Raw genomic sequence first — 15956 nt, forward strand, 5'->3', positions numbered from 1 at the left:
CCGGGTGGGCCGACAGTTTCGAGAGCCCCGCAAGGCGACCGCACCGTTCTTGCCGCTGGCACCGCTGGGTCCGGTATGCACTCGAATCGTGGGTTCGGAGGTGCCCTGGTGTGAAACATCTCCCGAAGCACCTCCAGCCCCGCTGGCGGTATCTCGCCGTCGCCGTCGAGTCCTGGCCCGACGCGTCGGTCGACCGCCGCGCGTTCCAGCGCGAGGTGTGGTACGCCGCGCAGAACCTGCTGGGTGACACCGGCAGCGCCGAGGTCGACCTGACCGTCATCGCCTTTGACCGGACCGACGGGGGGGCACAGGCCATCGTTCGTACCCGGCGGGGCTCCGCCGGCGAAGCCCGTGCCGCGCTGGCGTGTCTCGACAGCGTCGACGACGACCCAGTTGGCCTCCGCGTCCTGGGAATTAGCGGGACGGTGCGGGCCTGTGAAGAAAAGTATATACGCCGGCCGCCGGAAGCACCTGCCAAGAGACAGGTCGTGTTCGAGAACCAGGACCGTCGGGCCGTCGAACGGGGTGTGCGAATCGACGTCCACACCGACGACGCGTTCGCGGGCGCGACCGCACTCGATTTCAGATAACTATGCAGGGACAAAGTCAACAGCAGGCGTACGACCGCGGGATCACCATCTTCTCCCCGGACGGACGTCTCTATCAGGTCGAGTACGCCCGCGAGGCGGTCAAGCGCGGCACGGCGAGCATCGGCGTGCGGACGAGCGACGGAGTCGTCCTCGCCGTCGACAAGCGCATCCGCTCGCCGCTGATGGAGCGTTCTTCGGTCGAGAAGATCCACAAGGCGGACGACCACATCGGTATCGCGTCGGCCGGCCACGTCGCCGACGCGCGCCAGCTCATCGACTTCGCTCGGCGACAGGCACAGGTCAACCAGCTGCGCTACGGCGAACCGGTCGGCGTCGAGACGCTGACCAAGGAGATCACCGACTACATCCAGCAGTACACGCAGGTCGGCGGTGCCCGGCCGTTCGGCGTCGCGCTCATCATCGGCGGCATCGTCAACGGCGAACCGCGCCTCTACGAGACCGACCCGTCGGGGACGCCCTACGAGTGGAAGGCCCTGGCCGTCGGTGCCGACCGGGGCGACATCCGTGAGTACCTCGAGGAACACTACTCCGCGGAGATGGACCTGGACGAGGGTATCGACCTCGCGCTGGCGGCTCTCGAGTCCGTCAACGACGAGGGGCTCTCCCCCGAGGGCATCGGCGTCGCGACGATAGACGTCGACTCCGAGATGTTCCACGAGCTGACCGACGAGGAGAAGCACGCGCATCTCGAGGCGGCCGGACTGCTGGCGAGCGACGACGACGAAGAAGCGGACGAAGCGACGGACGAAGCAGACGAGTCCGACGACGCGTCCGAGTAAGCCCACACTCGGGTACCGTCGTTCTGGAGCGAAGTCCCCACCGCCCCTCAACCGAGAGTACAGAGCGCAGTCGCTCCCTCACGTAGCACCCGGCCCCACCCAAATAGCCCCTCAGTCGTCGCTCGCTGCTTCTTCGGCTTCCTCGACGTCTTCGGACTCCTGGTCCGCCTGTCGCTCCCGCTCGCCTTCGTCGGACCGTGCCGCGACCAGCGCGCCGCGGGAGACGCTGTACATCGGCTCGTCCGCGTGGCGGACGTCGCTGATGGAGAACGGGATGTTCGCGTCCTCCAGGTGCTGTTCGAACAGCTGGGCGAACCCGTTGGGCGACGAGGTGCCGCCGGTGACGACGACGGGCACGTCGAGGCCCTCCTCGACGTCCTCCTCGTCGACTTCCTCGACGATGTTGCCGATGACGTAGTCGAGCAGGTTCTCGTAGTAGATTGCGAGCGCCCCTTCGACGCCGCCGACGTCGGTCTGGAAGTCCAGTTCGAAGTCGTCCTCCTTGATGGAGGTGACCTTGTCGACGGAGCGGCCGGTCGCCTGGGCGGCCTGCTCGTCGATCCAGTCGCCGCCGCGCGCGACGGAGAACTTCATCACCGGCACGGCGTAGTACGCCAGACAGACGTTGGTCATCCCGGCGCCGAAGCTGATGCCCAGGCCGGTGAAGTCGTTGTCCGCGAGGTCGGAGTAGATGACCGACATCCCCTCGTTGATGGGTTCCGCGTCGTAGCCCATCTCGTTGAGGAACGACTCGATGGTCTTCTGGTGGTACAGCGTGCTGAGGTTCGAGTCCATCGGGTCGGCTGGCGACGAGAAGTACAGCTTCTCGTTCGGGTAGTCGGGCGAGCCGACGACCTGCTCGATGATGAGCTTCATCATCGGAATCGCGGACTTCTCCGAGGACGAGAGGATGCCCTGGGACATCGGACGCCGGGTCTCGCGGTTGAAGATGTTCGCGAAGTTGAGCGCGTCGTCACCGAGGACGTACACCTTGTCGTCCTTCCGGATGTGGAGCACTTCCGACCGCGACAGCATCTGTTCCGCCATATCGCTATACTCGATTTCGACGAACGAGTTCCGCTGTTGCACGAAGACGGTTTCGTTGCCTTCCTGCTGTGCGGAAATCAAGTTCATCGTTCCCACGTCTAAACCTTTTGCCATGGTAATACGTTACTGATGTCGGTGGTTTCGACAGATAAATCTATGTATAGTTACTTTTAATGATACTTTAACGACGGCCGGAGCGCCGCGGCCGGTTTCAGTTCAGGAGGCTCGCGATTCGCGCCAGGATGCGTTCCAGCAGCGTCTCCGTCGGTTGCTGTTCTGCCTCCTCCTGCTGGCGCTGCCTGAGTTCCTGCAGCCGGCTCGTCTGGTCGTCGACGGTGGACGTCGAGCGGTCGGACTTGGCCTTCCCGCCCTTGAGGCTCTGGAGGCTGTTGACCTGCGCGTCGACGGAGCTCCGGTGGACGCGGTCGGCCTCGACGTTCATACCCGACGTGTCCATGTCGTCCATGTCGGGGTTCAGCTTCAGGGCCGTCCCCTCGTGGCGCTCGACGCCGCCCCAGGTGATGTCGACGTTGGCCATCGCCTCCTCGATGTCCCGTTCGATGTCCTCGTCGGTGAACTCCTCGTCGTCGTCCTCCTCGATGCCCTCGATGTCGGCCGGGCCCGGCCGCGCGCGCTCGACGTGGTACGCGACCAGCGCGCCGCCCGTCGAGGCGAGCAGCGCGGTCAGGCCCGCCCCGTAGACGAACATGACGTGGATGGCGTACTGCGGCCCCGACCCCGACGCCCAGTTGAACGGGTAGGCAAAGAGGAAGAAGGCCAGTCCCGCGAGACAGACCAGGGTGCCGGCCACCCCGCCGTAGATGGCGCGCCTGCCGACCGGGAGCAGGACGATGACGCTCGAGAGTGTAGCGGGTAGGGCGACCATGCCCACCGCGAAGGCTGCCTCGCGGAACACGTAGCCCTCGGCCCCGCCGAACTGTCCCGCGGCGCTGATGAGAAACGCCGCGATGCCCAGACCGATCCCCCCGAAGAACAGCGCGAACCCGACGTAGACGTCCACCTCACGGTCCGGTTCGCCGATGTAGCGTCGATACCACTCGAAGAGTCGTCCGTCAGCGTTCTGGTCTGTCATGGGGTATCGGTCGTTTTGGTCGGATACACCACTATTGCTGGCATCTCGTAATCAATCTTTCCTGGGTCAGTATGAAGCCATTACCCGGGCGTCACTCGAAGGAGATGCGCGTCACTCGCCCCGGTGTCTCCCGGAACCGCCAGACGCGACTCGCCTGTCGTGCCGGGTCGACCCGGTCGACCTGCCGGAGCCCAGTCGAGATGCACTCCCACCAGCTGTCCGGACTGTCGTACCCGGCGGGGTACTCCTCGTAGAGCGCGTCGACGAAGTCGCCCCTCGTGGCCTCCGTCTGTGCCTTCAGGAACGCCAGCGCCGCCCCGACGGCCTCCTGCCGGCGCGTCGTGGACTCGTCGTCCCACCCAGGGACCTCCAGCGAGTCCAGGTCGGTTATCTCGGCCCCCGGCGGTTTCTCGTCGACCAGCGGGCGGTTCGAGCGGTACTCGCCGCCCATACCGTCGTCGAGTTGCTCGCGCGCCCTCGCGACGGCGTGCTGGGCGAACAGGTCGAGTCGCTGGTCCTCTACCGACGAGAGGGCGTCCGCCGCGACGGACAGCTGGTCGTCCTGGATTCTGGCGGTGACGCCGTTCCGGTCGTCGTCCGACGGGCCCTCTCCAACGGCCGCTTCAGCGACGGCGGCCACGTCCCTGTCTGCCTCGACGTCCGTCACGCGCTCCGCGTACTCTGTCAGTCGCTCGCCGGTTTCGCCGTCGGCCGCGATGTCCAGTCGGTGCGTGACCAGCCACCGGAGGTAGCCGTCGACACCCTCGAACCCCAGCATGTCGGCTTCGACGGCCAGCGAGCGTGCGGTCTCCGAGTCGACCGTGAGTTCCAGTGACCGCATTCGACTGCCCGTTACAGCTATGCTGGCATAAACCTTCCCGACCGTCTGACGCGCTGCCCCGAATCCCGACGCAGTAAGGTCTTTACGACGCCCCCCGTAACCGACAGGTATGATATCGCTTGACGAGGCTGTGACGGCCCGCCTCGAGTCACACGGGCAGCGGTTCGAGGTGCTCGTCGACCCTGACGCGGCGCTGGCGATGAAGCGCGGCGAGTTCGACGGGGAACTGGAGGACGTCATCGCCGCCGAGGACGTCTTCGAGGACGCCTCCCGCGGTGACCGGCCCCCAGAGGACATGCTGACGAAGGTGTTCGACACGACGGACCCGATGGAGATCATCCCGGAGGTCGTCGAGCGCGGGGAGATACAGATCACAGCCGACCAGCGCCGCGAGATGCAGGAGCAGAAACACAAACAGCTCATCCAGCGAATCACCCGGAACGCGGTGAACCCGCAGATGGACGACGCGCCCCACCCGCCAGAACGTATCGAGTCGGCGCTGGAAGAGACGGACTTCCGCGTCGACCCGATGGAACCCGTCGAGAGCCAGGTCGACGAGGCGCTGGACGCCCTGCGCCCGGTGATTCCCATCCGGTTCGACGAGGTCACCGTGGCGGTCCAGGTGCCGCCGGACTACGCCGGAAGCGCCCAGGCACAGATCCGTCAGTTCGGGGACCTGGAGCGTGAGGAGTGGCAGTCCGACGGGTCCTGGGTCGGCGTCCTCACGTTCCCGGCCGGCCTGCAAAACGAGTTCTACGACCTCGTCAACGAGCACACGAGCGGGCAGGCCGAGACCCGAATCATCAAAGACGAGGACGAACTCAACACGCGGGGCTGACGTCGCGCTTCCGCAGTCGACGGGCCGTTATCCCTTCTTGAAGCCGATGAGGAAGCCGCCGGTGAACCCCGCACTGACGGGGAGGGCCGACAGCAGCGACAGGAGCCAGGACGGTGGCTGACCCGCGGCTGCACTCCCGGCCGACGTCGCTGTGTCCTGTGCCGCGCCGGTGATGGCGCTCCAGTTGACCTGGAGGATGCCCCGCGTCTCGAGGAACTTGAACAGGGCGAGTTCCAGGCCGACGATGATAGCGATGATCTTCGCCACCTTCTTGGCGGCGTAGCCGATGATGCCGCCGATGAGGCCGCCGCCGCCGAACTCGAGGCCCATCTGCTGGAGTCCGAGGCTGTCCAGTTGCAATGCAAACTCTACCATATCGGATACTTACCACCTGTTTTTAAATCCTTTGTGCCTCTCGGACGGGGTCACCGGCCTGCAGTGGGGAACCGACCGCCAGACGCATCGGGGATGGTTCAGTCAGAGGCCGAGCATGGTCCTCGATTCGTCGGGCGTCGCGACCGGTCGACCGAGCTCCTCGGCGATTCGGACCACGCGGTCGACGAGCTGGGCGTTGCTCGCTGCGAGCTCCCCCCGCCGATAGTAGACGTTGTCTTCGAGGCCGACCCTGACGTGCCCGCCGAACAGGATGCCCATGGTGGCGAAGGGCAACTGGTGGCGACCGAAGCCGAGCGTGTTGAACAGCGCGCCCTCGGGGAGGCCGTCGATAGCGGTCAGGAAGTTCCGCGGCGTCGGCGGTGAGAGCGTGCCGGGGCCGAAGATGAGCGTCGCGTACACCGGGTCTGCGAGGTCGCGGCGTTCGAGGAGGCCGAACACCTCGTTGCGATGGCCGTCGTTGAACACCTCCAGTTCGGGCTTGATGCCGCGGTCGACCATCTCGTCGTGCAGCGAGTCGACGAGCCCGCGCGTGTTCTCGCTCGTCAGGTGGTCGTACCGGTTGAGCGGCCCCATGTCGAGCGACGCCATCTCCGGCGGCGGGTCGGTCCGAAGCGGAAGGTGCCGGTCGGCGTCGGGCGCGCCGGTCCCGCCGGTGGAGTGCTGGATGATGACGTCGTCGGTGTGGGCCCGGACGGCGTCGTCGATGGCCTGGAACCGTTCGGTCTCGAACGTCCGCTCGCCGTTGGGGCGTCGCGCGTGGAGGTGGACCACCGACGCGCCGGCCGCCTCGACCTCGCCGGCGGCCTGCCCGATCTCCTCGGGCGTCTCGGGGAGGTTCGGGTTCGCCTCCTTGCCGTGGACACCGCCGGTGAGCGCGGCCGTGACGATGACCGGGTCACCGTCGAGGAACCGGTCGTAACTCACGACTCGTCCCCGACGTGGGCCTCGAATATCTCGCAGTGTCGTGCGTGGTCGAGGTCGTAGCGGTCGTTACAGATGTCGGCGCGCATCGGCTGGACGAACGCGTCGACCGCGGTGCAGTAGGCGCGCGCCGTGTCGAACGACGCCTCGTCGTCGCCCCCACGGTACTCCAGAAACTGGCATGGCATGGGCCGGTGTAGGTGCCGCCCCGGATTAACCGTTGACCCGTCTCCGAGGGCCTACTGACACCGATGCCCCCTGATGTCACCCGTGTTAGAGAAGCCTTTCAGTGCTCGGGCCCCTCCAATTCGTATGGCACCCGTAACCCCTGGGATACACCACGTCACCGCTATCGTCGGCGACCCGCAGCGGAACGCGGACTTCTACGTCGGCGTCCTCGGCCTCCGATTCGTCAAGAAGACGGTCAACCACGACGACACCGGGACCTACCACTTCTACTTCGGCGACGGCGAGGGCACGCCCGGGACGAACATCACCTTCTTCGCGTGGGGAGAACAGGGCCAGCGAGGGACGTTCGGGGCCGGCCAGACACAGACCACGGCGTACCTCGTCGACGAGGACTCGCTGGACTACTGGGCCGACCGCCTGGCGGCACACGACGTCGAGGTGACGCGCGAGGAGCGGTTCGACGAGACGGTCCTCGGATTCGAGGACCCCGACGGTATCGGGCTGGAACTCGTCGCCGCCGACGCGCCGTCCGACGCGACGCCGTGGGCGGACAGCCCGGTCCCGGAGGCACACCAGCTGAAGGGGTTCTACAGCGTGAGGCTCGCCGTCTCCGAGTTCGGACCAACCGAGGAGATTCTGACCGACGTCCTCGGCTTCGAGCACGAGGCGACAGACGGTGGGCGACGTCGCTACCGGAGCGCGACTGGGGGGCCCGGGTCTGTCGTGGACCTGGTCGAGACGGACCAGCCACGCGGCCGGATGGGCGCCGGAACCGTCCACCACGTCGCCTTCGAGGCCGCCGACGAGGCGACCATGCGGGAGTTCCGCGAGGCATACAAGCAGCAGGAGATGAAGCCCAGCGAGGTCATCGACCGAAAGTACTTCAGGGCGCTCTACGCCCGCGAACCCGGCGGCGTCCTCTTCGAACTGTCGACCCCCGGTCCGGGCTTCGCCGTGGACGAGGACCTGGACTCGCTGGGGACCTCGCTCACGCTCCCCGAGTGGCTCGAATCGGACCGGGACGTCATCGAGCGGCAGTTGCTGCCCTTCGACGGGCCGTCGATACCGGCCGAGAAGTGAAGGCGCGGGGACTGCTCTACTGAGACAGCATGGCCGACACCATCGACGCCGACGGCACGGGCCCGTTCCGCTTCGAGTACGACCCAGCAGTACTTCGCTACGGACCGGGCTGTGTCACCGACCTCGACGACGAACTGGCCACTCAGGGCTTCGAGCGGGCGCTGGTGGTCTGTGGGTCGACCGTCGGCGAGACGCCGGCGGTAATCGACCCGGTACGCGACGGTCTCGGCGACCGGCTCGCGGGTGTCTTCGCGGAGACGACGCCGGCGAAACGCCTCGGGACGGCGTACGACGCACTCGAACGGTTCCAGTCGACGGGCGCGGACGCCATCGTCAGCCTGGGCGGCGGGAGCAGCCTCGACGTGGCGAAGGTGCTCAGCGTCCTCGTCGCGACAGACCGCGACCCGGAGCAGGTTGGCGCGCAGTTCGCGGAGACGGGCACGCTCACGGTTCCGGTCGAGGGGCTCGCACCCATCCTCGCCGTCCCGACGACGCTGGCCGGTGCGGACCTCTCTATCGGCGCGGGCGTCACCGCCGACCCCGCGACGTGTCCGGTCGAGAGCCCCGTCGGTGGCGGTGTCTCCCACCGCTCACTGATGCCCGCGGCGGTGTTCTACGACCCGGACCTCCTCGCGACCACGCCCCGGTCGGTCCTGACGGCCTCCGCGATGAACGGGTTCGACAAGGGCATCGAGACGCTGTACGCGGGCACGGCGACGCCGGTGACCGACGCGACGGCGATGCGGGGGCTCACGCTGTTCACGGAGGGACTACTGGCCTACGGCGACGGCGAGACGGACCCCTCGGTGTACGCTGCGCTCACGAAGGGTATCATGCTCCTCCAGTACGGCATCGCCAGGCCGGACGCGACGACGCTCTCGCTCGTCCACGCCTTCGGCCACGGACTCACCAGGACGTACGAGGTTCAGCAAGGGGCCGCCCACGCCGTCGTCGCCCCGCAGGTCCTCGAGTACGTCTTCGCAAACGTCGACGGCCGGCGGAGGTTGCTCGCCGAGGCACTGGGCGTCGGAACAGCCGACGACCCCGCGTCGGCAATCGTGGACCGGGTCGAGGCCGTCGTGGCGGCGCTCGACCTGCCGACGCGACTCCGAGACGTCGACGGTCCAGCGCCCGAGGAGTTCCCAAAGGTGACAGACGCTATCCTCGGCGATTCGTTCATGCCGAACCGGCCGCCAGCCCTCGAACCCACCCGGCAGGATATCGAGGGGATTCTCGAGGCCGCGTGGTGAGGGCGGTCGCGGTCAGGGGGTGACTGTGGTGTGGCAGTCTCAGTCGGTGGGTTCGACGAGCTGCTCGACGGTCTGTAGAACCTCTCGGAGCGTCCCGGCCGTCGGCGTGGCCGTGATTCGTTCACGCCCCTGGTCGTAAGAAATAACGCCGCTCTGTTCGAGTTTCGGGAGGTGAGCGTGGTACAGCGAGGTAGCCACCTCGTCGACAGCACGCGAGCGACTCCGCTCGGAGAGGGCTTCGTACTCTCTGGCGACGACGTAGCGGGAGAGGTCCTCGAGCGTCCAGGGTTCGCCGTCTATGTCCAGTGCCGTCACCACATGTCGCCTGGTCGGGTTCGCGAGGAGAGTGTAGACCGCCCCGTGGGTGAGCGTCGCTGTCTGTTTCTCCAAGCCCACGAGTTCGTTGTTCCGGTCTCGCGCCCCGTTCGTGTCCTTGGTCATTCGAACGTGAGAACGCAGTTAGACAGCATAACTGCGACCTTCACCAATCAACTCAGGGTCGGCTCGCGGGCATTACCCCGCGATTTGCACAGATTACTGGACCCGCCGTTCGTATGGTCGGCCGCGCAGTCGATTGGTTTTCATAGTTTCGGCAGGCGGTCACGGCACGGCGGACCGAGCGCGGGGAAACGGTGTCCTACCCGGAATCGAAGGGACTGGTCATCACCTGTTACCCCCGCATCCCCCTCCGGCGACGCAGGGACGTGACACCCAACCGGGCGAGTCGGCCCCTCCCAGTCGACCGACCGCCGAACGCAGCGGGCCTCACTCCAGACTGCCGCGCAACACCTTGGCCGCGACGAGAATCGGGTCCCAGACCGGACTGAACGGCGGGGCGTAGGCGAGGTCCATCCGTTCGAGCGCCCCGACGGTGGCCTCGCCGTCGAGCGCCGCCGCGAGGGTGTCGACCCGGATGGCCGCCCGATCGCGCCCGACGAGGGACCCGCCGAGCACGCGGCCGGTCTCCTGGTCGGCGGTCAGTGTCACGACCGTCTCGTCGCCGCCCGGATAGTAGCCCGACCGCGAGCCTGCCGTGATTGTCTTCGAGACGGGGTCGAATCCCGCATCTCGGGCTACCTCGTGGTCGAGAATCCCGGTCCGGCCACACTCCAGGTCGAAAGCCTTGACGACAGCCGTCCCGGAGATGCTGCCGACGGGCTCGGGGTCGCCGGCGACGGTCTGGCCGATGGCCCGGCCCGCCCTGTTCGCGGTCAACCCGAGGGGGACCCACGCGGGCTCGCCCGTCACGGTGTGGGCCATCTCGGCACAGTCACCGGCGGCGTAGACCCCGTCGACCGAGGTCCGGCCGTAGTCGTCGACGGCCACGGCACCCGAGTCCCCGAGTTCGACCGGCGAGTCCTCGAGCAGCCGGGTGTTCGGTCGGATACCGATGCCGACGAGCGCCATGTCGACGTCGACGTGACCGTTCTCGTGCACGACACCGGACACCTCGGACTCGCCCTCGAGGCGCTCGACCTCGGTGTTCAAATGAAGGGTCACACCCTGCTCGCGCATGTGCTCCGCGACGCGCTCGCCGACCGCCTCGCCGAACGGCGGGAGCAGTCGGTCGGACCGCTGGAACACGTGGACGTCGAGGTCGTGTTCGCGGAAGGCCTCGGCCATCTCCACGCCCACGTAGCCCCCACCGACCACCGCGACAGTCTCCGGTGGGTCACGTGCAGCATACTTCTCGACCAGCGCCGTGTCGACGGCCTCGACGGTGGTGTCGACGGCCGACTCACCGGGGTCGGAGAGCGCCGCCCGGACTGCCGCGGCGGAGTCGAGGCCGTGCATCGTGAACACGCCGTCGAGCGAACTGCCCTCGACGGGCGCGGTCAGCGCGTGGGCACCCGTCGCGACCAGGAGGTCGCTGTAGGGCTGGACCAGCTCCTCGCCGTGGTGGTCAACCGTGACGGTCTGTGCGTCGGTGTCGACGGCGACCACCTCGTGGTTCCGCCGCAGGTCGATACCGCGTTCCTCGGCGGCCGCCGGCGACAGCGAGAGGAGGTCGGTGATGTGCTCGACGGTCCCCTTCACGTAGTAGGGCGTCCCACAGTGGGCGTACGATATCCACTCGCCCTTCTCGAAGACCACGACGTCGTCGTCGGGTCGTTCGCGGGTGAACTTGCTTGCGGCACTGAGGCCGGCGGCGTCGCCACCGACGACCACGAACGGGTCAGCCATACGGAACGTCTCGAAGCGAGCCCACAAATACCTGCGTCACCCAGCAACCGGTTCCAGCGGACGTCCACCGATTCATCGCTCGGTGACGCGCTGCAGTTCCACGAGGTACGCGTCGTCGAACGGCCCTTCGTACGTGATATCGAGACGCTCGTACACGCCTGCCGGGACGCTGATGTCGGCCAGGGCTACCGGACAGGAGAGTGCGGCGAGACCGGTCTTCGGCAGCGCGAGCGTGACGACTCGCTCGGGTGAGACGGCGACACCGGGTCGCTCCCCCGTCGTCGCGTCGAGGCCCGAGGGGACGTCCAGCGAGACGACCGGCGCCGGGTGCTCCTCGATAGCCTCGACCATCGCTGCGGCGGCCCCGCGGAGGGCTCCCCGGAGGCCGTAGCCGACGAGGGCGTCGACGAGAATCTCGGCGTCGCGTTCCTCGAGCACCGCGGCACCCGTCGAGACCGGTATCCCCATCTCATCGACGACACGGTGCTGCTGGGCCGCCGCGCCCTTGAGTTCCGCCGCGGGCCTGTCGAGGACGACGCTGACAGCGACGCCCCGGTTCGCGAGGTGGCGCGCACAGCAGAGGCCGCCACCACCGTTTCCGCCGTTTCCGACCACGACAGTTACCGCGGCGTCAGGTGCGGCTCTAGCCAGCGTCTCGCGGACAATCGTCGAGAGGCTCCGCCCGGCGTTCTCCATCATCTGTAAGAGGTCGATGCCGAACGTCTCGACGGCGACACGGTCAACGTCGCGCATCTCGTCGGCGGTCACGGCCGTGACGGGGTTTGAATCCTGTGTAGCGAACGACTCGGTGTCCATGGGCGACGAACTCGCTGCCGGACCGATAAATAGAGGTTACACACTGTTACTTGATAACGTGCAGTAACTATAAGCCGGCAGCCCGCCAACAGGGGGACTAGACATGAGCGACTCACCCGAGCGACTCGAGGTGTGGTGTGCCGGTGAGGATTGGTGCCCGATAACGACCACGGCGACGCTCATCGGCAAGAAGTGGCACCCGGTAATCATCCATCGCCTGCTCGAGTCGGGGCCCTCCGGGTTCAACGAATTGAAGAAGAACGTCGACGGCATCTCCTCGAAAGTCCTCTCGGACAGCCTCGAGGACCTCCAGGAGAAGCAGCTCGTCGACCGGGCGGTCATCAGCGAACAGCCCTTCCGCGTCCAGTACTCCCTGACGGAGCGCGGCGAATCTCTGGAGAAGGTCATCATGGCGATGGCCGAGTGGGGCCAGAACAATCTGAAGGCGCCGTCGGAGCCCGAGGGCGGCATCCGGTAGCACGGCGACGGCCTGCGATGGCGTGGCGTCGATATAGAGAGGGACGCGACGCGTCGCCGATTCCGTCTCGACCCGTCAGCACCAGTCGTTCAAATCGACGACGAGCTCGGTCTGTATCCACGCGTCGTCGGACTCCGTGTCGTAGATGATGACCTCGTCGGTACCGGTTGTGACGAGCCGGTACCGGTCGTACCGTTCGCTGTCGGGGCCGGTCGTGGGGAATCGGTCGTCTGAGTCGCGGATTTTGGGTGCCATTGAGATCGGGGCTCGCTACTGGTTACTGTACAGTACCTAGTACTACTCGGTAACCTATAACACCTCCGTATGGGGGCGGTTACGGACTAACGTCGACGTGACCCGTTTCGGGGCATCTCGGTCCCAGAGTACGTGGTTTCACTGGATACAGTTACCGCCCCGTGAGGTGCAGTTATCTGGACGGAGGCCCATCAGTCGTGTGAGTGATACTACATGACTGGTTCTGCGTTCGACCTGAGCGCACCGGAACTGACCCGGGACGACCTGCTGGTGCTGGACGACCCGTACTTCTCGGAGGACAACGTGGCTATCGTCACAGGAGCGGCGTCGGGCATCGGTCGGGCGACGGCCGTCGCCCTGGCCGCGAACGGCCTTACCGTCGTGGGCGCCGACATCGACGAAGAGGGCCTCGACGAGACGACCGACATCGCCCGAGCGTGTGACGCGGTCGGGACCGTCCACGGCGTCGAGACGGACCTGACCGACGACGGGGACGTGGCAGCCGTCGTAGCGGCCGCCGCGGCGGAGGGCGACATCCGGTTCGTCGCGAACATCGCCGGGATGCAGCACATCGCCGGCATCGACGAGTTCCCGATGGAGAAGTACGACCTCCTGACGGACGTCATGCTTCGCTCGCCGTTCAAGATGGCCCAGGAGACGATGCCCCGTATCCGGGCCACCGACGACGGCGTCGGGGCCATCGCGAACATGTCGTCGGTCCACGGCCACTACGCGACGAAGGACAAGCCGGCCTACATCACCGCCAAACACGGCATCACGGGCCTGACCCGTGCAATCGCCGCCGAGGGGGAAGGGAACCTTCGCGGGTTCTCGGTCAGCGTCGGGTACGTGCTGACGCCGCTGATGGTGAACCAGATTGCGGACACGGCCAGAGAGCGCGGCATCTCCGAGCAGGCGGTCGTCGAAGACGTGATGCTCGGCCAGGCGCGGACCAAGGAGCTGATGACGCCGGCCGAGGTGGCGAACCTCTTCGTCTTCGGGTTCTCCCGGCACGCGAGCCACCTCAACGGGGCCGACCTGCTCTTCGACGGCGGCTACACCACGACGTATGAGTGAGGCCGCGCCCGACGACGGCCCGACCCGAATCGCCATCGCCTGTCAAGGTGGGGGGAGCCACACCGCGTTCACGGCTGGCGTCCTCCGGACGCTGCTGGCAGAGTGGGACAAGGACCACGAACTCGTCGGTATCAGCGGCACCTCCGGCGGCGCGTTCAACGCGCTGGCGACGTGGTACGGTCTGGTCACCGGCGACGAGACGGACGCGCGGGAACTGCTGGCTGCCCTCTGGGACGACCTGGCGGCCAAGGGGCCGCAGGACCGCTGGATGAACGAGCTCGTGACCAGCCGGTCGCGGATGGAGAGCGCCGGCTTCGCGTTACTGGAGATTACGCCCTATCAGATTCCGGGCCCGGAGATGGGCAAGAAGCGCATCCGGACGGTCCTCGAGCGCCACATCGACTTCGAGGCCATCCCGGACCTCTGTCGGCGCGACGTGCCGGAACTCGTCGTCGGCACCGTCGACGTCAACGCCGGCGTCTTCGAGACGTTCACCAACGAGGACGTCACCGTGGACGCCGTGCTGGCGTCGGCCGCCGTTCCCGACCTCTTCGAGGCGGTGAAGCTCCACGGCCACTACCACTGGGACGGCCTGTTCTCCCAGAACCCGCCGATAAACGACCTCATGCACCAGCCACCCGGCCAGAAACCGGACGAGCTGTGGGTGATTCAGATAAATCCCCAGGCGTTCGAGGGCGAACCCAGGACGGCGGAGGTCATCGCCGACCGGCGCAACGAACTGTCGGGCAACATCTCGCTGAACCAGGAGCTGCGGTTCATCGAACGCGTCAACGACTGGGTGGAGTCGGGGAAGCTGCCGAGCGACGAGTTCGCCGTGACCGACGTCCACCGCATCGAGATGGGCCAGCGGTTCCACTGCGCCACGAAGGTGGACCGCGACCCCGACTTCCTGGCGGAGCTGCAGGTGCTGGGCGAGCAACGGGCGGCGGAGTTCCTCGCGAGTCGCGAGGACTAGGGGTTGTCGTAGGTGTGGAAGTCGACGGACTGTTCGAGCAGTTCGTCGGGGAGGCCCGGGACTTCCTCGGAGCGGACCGGTCCCTGTTCCTCCAGGAGGTCCGGGTCTCGCGGGAAATCACGGAGCTGGAAGTGCACCGAGATGCCCGCCTTGGCTCCCTGACCGAGTGCGACGGGGACCTGATTGTGGCCGGCCACCATGTCGCCGACGGCGTAGACCGTCTCGACGGACGTCTTGCCGTGGTCGTCGACCTCGACGGTGCCGTCGTCGTTGATATCACAGCCGAGTTCCCGGGCGAGGCCGTTGTTGTACTCGGCGCCGTACATCGCGAAGCCGCCCTTGTACTCGCGGACGCTCCCGTCCTCGAACTCCAGGGCCTTCAGCCAGCCATCCTCGCCGTTCTGGACGCCCGAGAGGTCCGCGTGAATCACGTCGATGGGGTGGTGTTCGAGCATCGCCGCCGTCTCGTCGCTCCAGGTCGGTTCGTCGCCCCGCGTCAGCAGGTCGACCTCGTCGGTGAAGTTCAGCATGATGGCAGCCACGTGTGCGGCGCTCTCGGAGTGTCCCATCACGTACACCGACTCGTCGACGAACATGTAGGCGTCACAGTGCAGGCAGTAGTGCAGCCCGCGACCGGTCCGCGGGAGCGGCGGGTCGGGTCTGACGTCGTTGAACCCCGTCGCGAGCACGACGTACTCGGCCTCGTACGCCGCGTTGTTGCCCGAGAGGACGATGGTCTCGTCGTCCTCGCGGGTACAGGTCGTCACCATGTCCTGGTACAGGTCACAGCCGTAGCCCTCGAGTTGCTCGCAGCCGACGCCGAGAAACTCGGCACCGCTGGTCTCCTCCGTGACGCCCAGCACGTTGTGGACCTCTTGCATCATCGCGGCGCGGCCGCCACCGCGGTTCACGAGGGCCGTCCGGTGTCCCAGTCGGGTGGTGTAGAGGGCCGCCGTCATGCCGGCCGGTCCGCCACCGACCACGACGACTTCGTACTCGTGACGCTCGGAGTGGTCACTCATGCCGAGACCCTCGTGGCGCGTCGCGATATATCCCTATCAGTAATGGAGTTGATTCGATGCGTCGTGGACGGCCCTGTTAGCCCCGGGTGAACGTGGAAAGTGC

Annotated in this window: 19 protein-coding genes; 8 read left to right on the forward strand and 11 right to left on the reverse strand. The window is 66.8% G+C overall.

Annotation, left to right across the window (positions count from 1 at the left end):
* The first annotated feature begins 110 nt into the window (after window positions 1–110).
* Window positions 111–590, forward strand: coding sequence for an Rpp14/Pop5 family protein (locus P1L41_RS13430; RefSeq protein ID WP_276296237.1), 480 nt, complete (start codon window positions 111–113; stop codon window positions 588–590).
* Window positions 591–592: 2 nt separating this feature from the next.
* Window positions 593–1390 carry an archaeal proteasome endopeptidase complex subunit alpha gene (psmA, locus tag P1L41_RS13435; RefSeq protein ID WP_276296238.1) on the forward strand — a complete coding sequence of 266 codons (798 nt, stop codon included), beginning with the start codon at window positions 593–595 and terminating at the stop codon, window positions 1388–1390.
* A gap of 111 nt (window positions 1391–1501) precedes the next feature.
* Here psmA and P1L41_RS13440 read toward each other — a convergent pair whose 3' ends face one another.
* The 3 genes from P1L41_RS13440 to P1L41_RS13450 form a co-directional block, all read right to left on the reverse strand.
* Window positions 1502–2551: a disk-shape morphogenesis protein volactin gene (locus P1L41_RS13440; RefSeq protein WP_276296239.1), complete on the reverse strand. Its 1050-nt coding sequence runs from the start codon at window positions 2549–2551 to the stop codon at window positions 1502–1504.
* A gap of 97 nt (window positions 2552–2648) precedes the next feature.
* Complete coding sequence (locus tag P1L41_RS13445; RefSeq protein ID WP_276296240.1) at window positions 2649–3530, reverse strand: cell division protein CdpA domain-containing protein; 882 nt, start codon at window positions 3528–3530, stop codon at window positions 2649–2651.
* A 91-nt stretch (window positions 3531–3621) separates the two neighbouring features.
* The gene (locus P1L41_RS13450) at window positions 3622–4371 is read right to left on the reverse strand and encodes a hypothetical protein (RefSeq protein WP_276296241.1); all 750 of its coding nucleotides are present in this window, start codon (window positions 4369–4371) and stop codon (window positions 3622–3624) included.
* A gap of 109 nt (window positions 4372–4480) precedes the next feature.
* Between P1L41_RS13450 and P1L41_RS13455 the strand changes: the two genes are divergently transcribed.
* Window positions 4481–5209, forward strand: coding sequence for a ribosome assembly factor SBDS (locus P1L41_RS13455; RefSeq protein ID WP_276296242.1), 729 nt, complete (start codon window positions 4481–4483; stop codon window positions 5207–5209).
* A 27-nt stretch (window positions 5210–5236) separates the two neighbouring features.
* Here P1L41_RS13455 and P1L41_RS13460 read toward each other — a convergent pair whose 3' ends face one another.
* The 3 genes from P1L41_RS13460 to P1L41_RS13470 all read right to left on the reverse strand — a co-directional run bounded on the left by P1L41_RS13460 (window position 5237) and on the right by P1L41_RS13470 (window position 6714).
* Window positions 5237–5584 (reverse strand): FUN14 domain-containing protein, encoded by a 348-nt coding sequence (locus P1L41_RS13460; protein WP_276296243.1) that lies wholly within the window; start codon window positions 5582–5584, stop codon window positions 5237–5239.
* Between the two features lie 102 nt (window positions 5585–5686).
* Complete coding sequence (locus tag P1L41_RS13465) at window positions 5687–6529, reverse strand: beta-keto acid cleavage family enzyme (RefSeq protein WP_276296244.1); 843 nt, start codon at window positions 6527–6529, stop codon at window positions 5687–5689.
* The gene (locus P1L41_RS13470) at window positions 6526–6714 is read right to left on the reverse strand and encodes a hypothetical protein (protein ID WP_276296245.1); all 189 of its coding nucleotides are present in this window, start codon (window positions 6712–6714) and stop codon (window positions 6526–6528) included. The genes P1L41_RS13465 and P1L41_RS13470 overlap by 4 nt, the downstream gene beginning before the upstream one ends.
* Before the next feature lie 124 nt (window positions 6715–6838).
* Between P1L41_RS13470 and P1L41_RS13475 the strand changes: the two genes are divergently transcribed.
* Together P1L41_RS13475 and P1L41_RS13480 are read left to right on the forward strand one after the other, a co-directional pair.
* Window positions 6839–7795 (forward strand): ring-cleaving dioxygenase, encoded by a 957-nt coding sequence (locus tag P1L41_RS13475; protein ID WP_276296246.1) that lies wholly within the window; start codon window positions 6839–6841, stop codon window positions 7793–7795.
* A gap of 29 nt (window positions 7796–7824) precedes the next feature.
* Window positions 7825–9045 carry an iron-containing alcohol dehydrogenase family protein gene (locus P1L41_RS13480; RefSeq protein WP_276296247.1) on the forward strand — a complete coding sequence of 407 codons (1221 nt, stop codon included), beginning with the start codon at window positions 7825–7827 and terminating at the stop codon, window positions 9043–9045.
* A gap of 39 nt (window positions 9046–9084) precedes the next feature.
* On the opposite strand, the gene P1L41_RS13485 is transcribed toward P1L41_RS13480, so the two are convergent.
* From P1L41_RS13485 to P1L41_RS13495, 3 genes are all read right to left on the reverse strand, one after another.
* A complete protein-coding gene (locus P1L41_RS13485) occupies window positions 9085–9486 on the reverse strand; it encodes a DUF7344 domain-containing protein (protein ID WP_276296248.1) in 402 nt (133 codons plus the stop codon).
* 324 nt (window positions 9487–9810) lie between these two features.
* Window positions 9811–11229, reverse strand: coding sequence for an FAD-dependent oxidoreductase (locus P1L41_RS13490; RefSeq protein WP_276296249.1), 1419 nt, complete (start codon window positions 11227–11229; stop codon window positions 9811–9813).
* A 72-nt stretch (window positions 11230–11301) separates the two neighbouring features.
* A complete protein-coding gene (locus P1L41_RS13495; protein WP_276296250.1) occupies window positions 11302–12045 on the reverse strand; it encodes an NAD(P)H-hydrate epimerase in 744 nt (247 codons plus the stop codon).
* 103 nt (window positions 12046–12148) lie between these two features.
* Between P1L41_RS13495 and P1L41_RS13500 the strand changes: the two genes are divergently transcribed.
* A complete protein-coding gene (locus P1L41_RS13500) occupies window positions 12149–12523 on the forward strand; it encodes a winged helix-turn-helix transcriptional regulator (protein WP_276296251.1) in 375 nt (124 codons plus the stop codon).
* A 75-nt stretch (window positions 12524–12598) separates the two neighbouring features.
* Here the strand turns inward: P1L41_RS13500 and P1L41_RS13505 are convergent, their stop codons facing one another.
* On the reverse strand, window positions 12599–12778 hold the full coding sequence (locus tag P1L41_RS13505; RefSeq protein WP_276296252.1) for a DUF7331 family protein: 180 nt from the start codon (window positions 12776–12778) through the stop codon (window positions 12599–12601).
* Between the two features lie 213 nt (window positions 12779–12991).
* Between P1L41_RS13505 and P1L41_RS13510 the strand changes: the two genes are divergently transcribed.
* The gene (locus P1L41_RS13510) at window positions 12992–13855 is read left to right on the forward strand and encodes an SDR family oxidoreductase (protein ID WP_276296253.1); all 864 of its coding nucleotides are present in this window, start codon (window positions 12992–12994) and stop codon (window positions 13853–13855) included.
* Window positions 13848–14831 carry a patatin-like phospholipase family protein gene (locus P1L41_RS13515; RefSeq protein ID WP_276296254.1) on the forward strand — a complete coding sequence of 328 codons (984 nt, stop codon included), beginning with the start codon at window positions 13848–13850 and terminating at the stop codon, window positions 14829–14831. The genes P1L41_RS13510 and P1L41_RS13515 overlap by 8 nt, the downstream gene beginning before the upstream one ends.
* Here the strand turns inward: P1L41_RS13515 and P1L41_RS13520 are convergent.
* The gene (locus P1L41_RS13520; protein WP_276296255.1) at window positions 14828–15853 is read right to left on the reverse strand and encodes an NAD(P)/FAD-dependent oxidoreductase; all 1026 of its coding nucleotides are present in this window, start codon (window positions 15851–15853) and stop codon (window positions 14828–14830) included. The genes P1L41_RS13515 and P1L41_RS13520 overlap by 4 nt on opposite strands.
* Window positions 15854–15956 lie beyond the last annotated feature (103 nt).

It is taken from the genome of Haloarcula ordinaria, from assembly GCF_029338275.1.
GTDB classification, from domain to species: Archaea; Halobacteriota; Halobacteria; order Halobacteriales; family Haloarculaceae; genus Haloarcula; species Haloarcula ordinaria.

Excerpts from the sequence above, each read along its gene's own strand:
- psmA (WP_276296238.1), top strand. The coding sequence starts at position 593 with ATGCAGGGACAAAGTCAACAGCAGGCGTACGACCGCGGGATCACCATC.
- P1L41_RS13440 (WP_276296239.1), bottom strand. The coding sequence starts at position 2,551 with ATGGCAAAAGGTTTAGACGTGGGAACGATGAACTTGATTTCCGCACAG.
- P1L41_RS13445 (WP_276296240.1), bottom strand. The coding sequence starts at position 3,530 with ATGACAGACCAGAACGCTGACGGACGACTCTTCGAGTGGTATCGACGC.
- P1L41_RS13450 (WP_276296241.1), bottom strand. The coding sequence starts at position 4,371 with ATGCGGTCACTGGAACTCACGGTCGACTCGGAGACCGCACGCTCGCTG.
- P1L41_RS13455 (WP_276296242.1), top strand. The coding sequence starts at position 4,481 with ATGATATCGCTTGACGAGGCTGTGACGGCCCGCCTCGAGTCACACGGG.
- P1L41_RS13460 (WP_276296243.1), bottom strand. The coding sequence starts at position 5,584 with ATGGTAGAGTTTGCATTGCAACTGGACAGCCTCGGACTCCAGCAGATG.
- P1L41_RS13470 (WP_276296245.1), bottom strand. The coding sequence starts at position 6,714 with ATGCCATGCCAGTTTCTGGAGTACCGTGGGGGCGACGACGAGGCGTCG.
- P1L41_RS13475 (WP_276296246.1), top strand. The coding sequence starts at position 6,839 with ATGGCACCCGTAACCCCTGGGATACACCACGTCACCGCTATCGTCGGC.
- P1L41_RS13480 (WP_276296247.1), top strand. The coding sequence starts at position 7,825 with ATGGCCGACACCATCGACGCCGACGGCACGGGCCCGTTCCGCTTCGAG.
- P1L41_RS13485 (WP_276296248.1), bottom strand. The coding sequence starts at position 9,486 with ATGACCAAGGACACGAACGGGGCGCGAGACCGGAACAACGAACTCGTG.
- P1L41_RS13490 (WP_276296249.1), bottom strand. The coding sequence starts at position 11,229 with ATGGCTGACCCGTTCGTGGTCGTCGGTGGCGACGCCGCCGGCCTCAGT.
- P1L41_RS13495 (WP_276296250.1), bottom strand. The coding sequence starts at position 12,045 with ATGGACACCGAGTCGTTCGCTACACAGGATTCAAACCCCGTCACGGCC.
- P1L41_RS13500 (WP_276296251.1), top strand. The coding sequence starts at position 12,149 with ATGAGCGACTCACCCGAGCGACTCGAGGTGTGGTGTGCCGGTGAGGAT.
- P1L41_RS13505 (WP_276296252.1), bottom strand. The coding sequence starts at position 12,778 with ATGGCACCCAAAATCCGCGACTCAGACGACCGATTCCCCACGACCGGC.
- P1L41_RS13510 (WP_276296253.1), top strand. The coding sequence starts at position 12,992 with ATGACTGGTTCTGCGTTCGACCTGAGCGCACCGGAACTGACCCGGGAC.
- P1L41_RS13515 (WP_276296254.1), top strand. The coding sequence starts at position 13,848 with ATGAGTGAGGCCGCGCCCGACGACGGCCCGACCCGAATCGCCATCGCC.
- P1L41_RS13520 (WP_276296255.1), bottom strand. The coding sequence starts at position 15,853 with ATGAGTGACCACTCCGAGCGTCACGAGTACGAAGTCGTCGTGGTCGGT.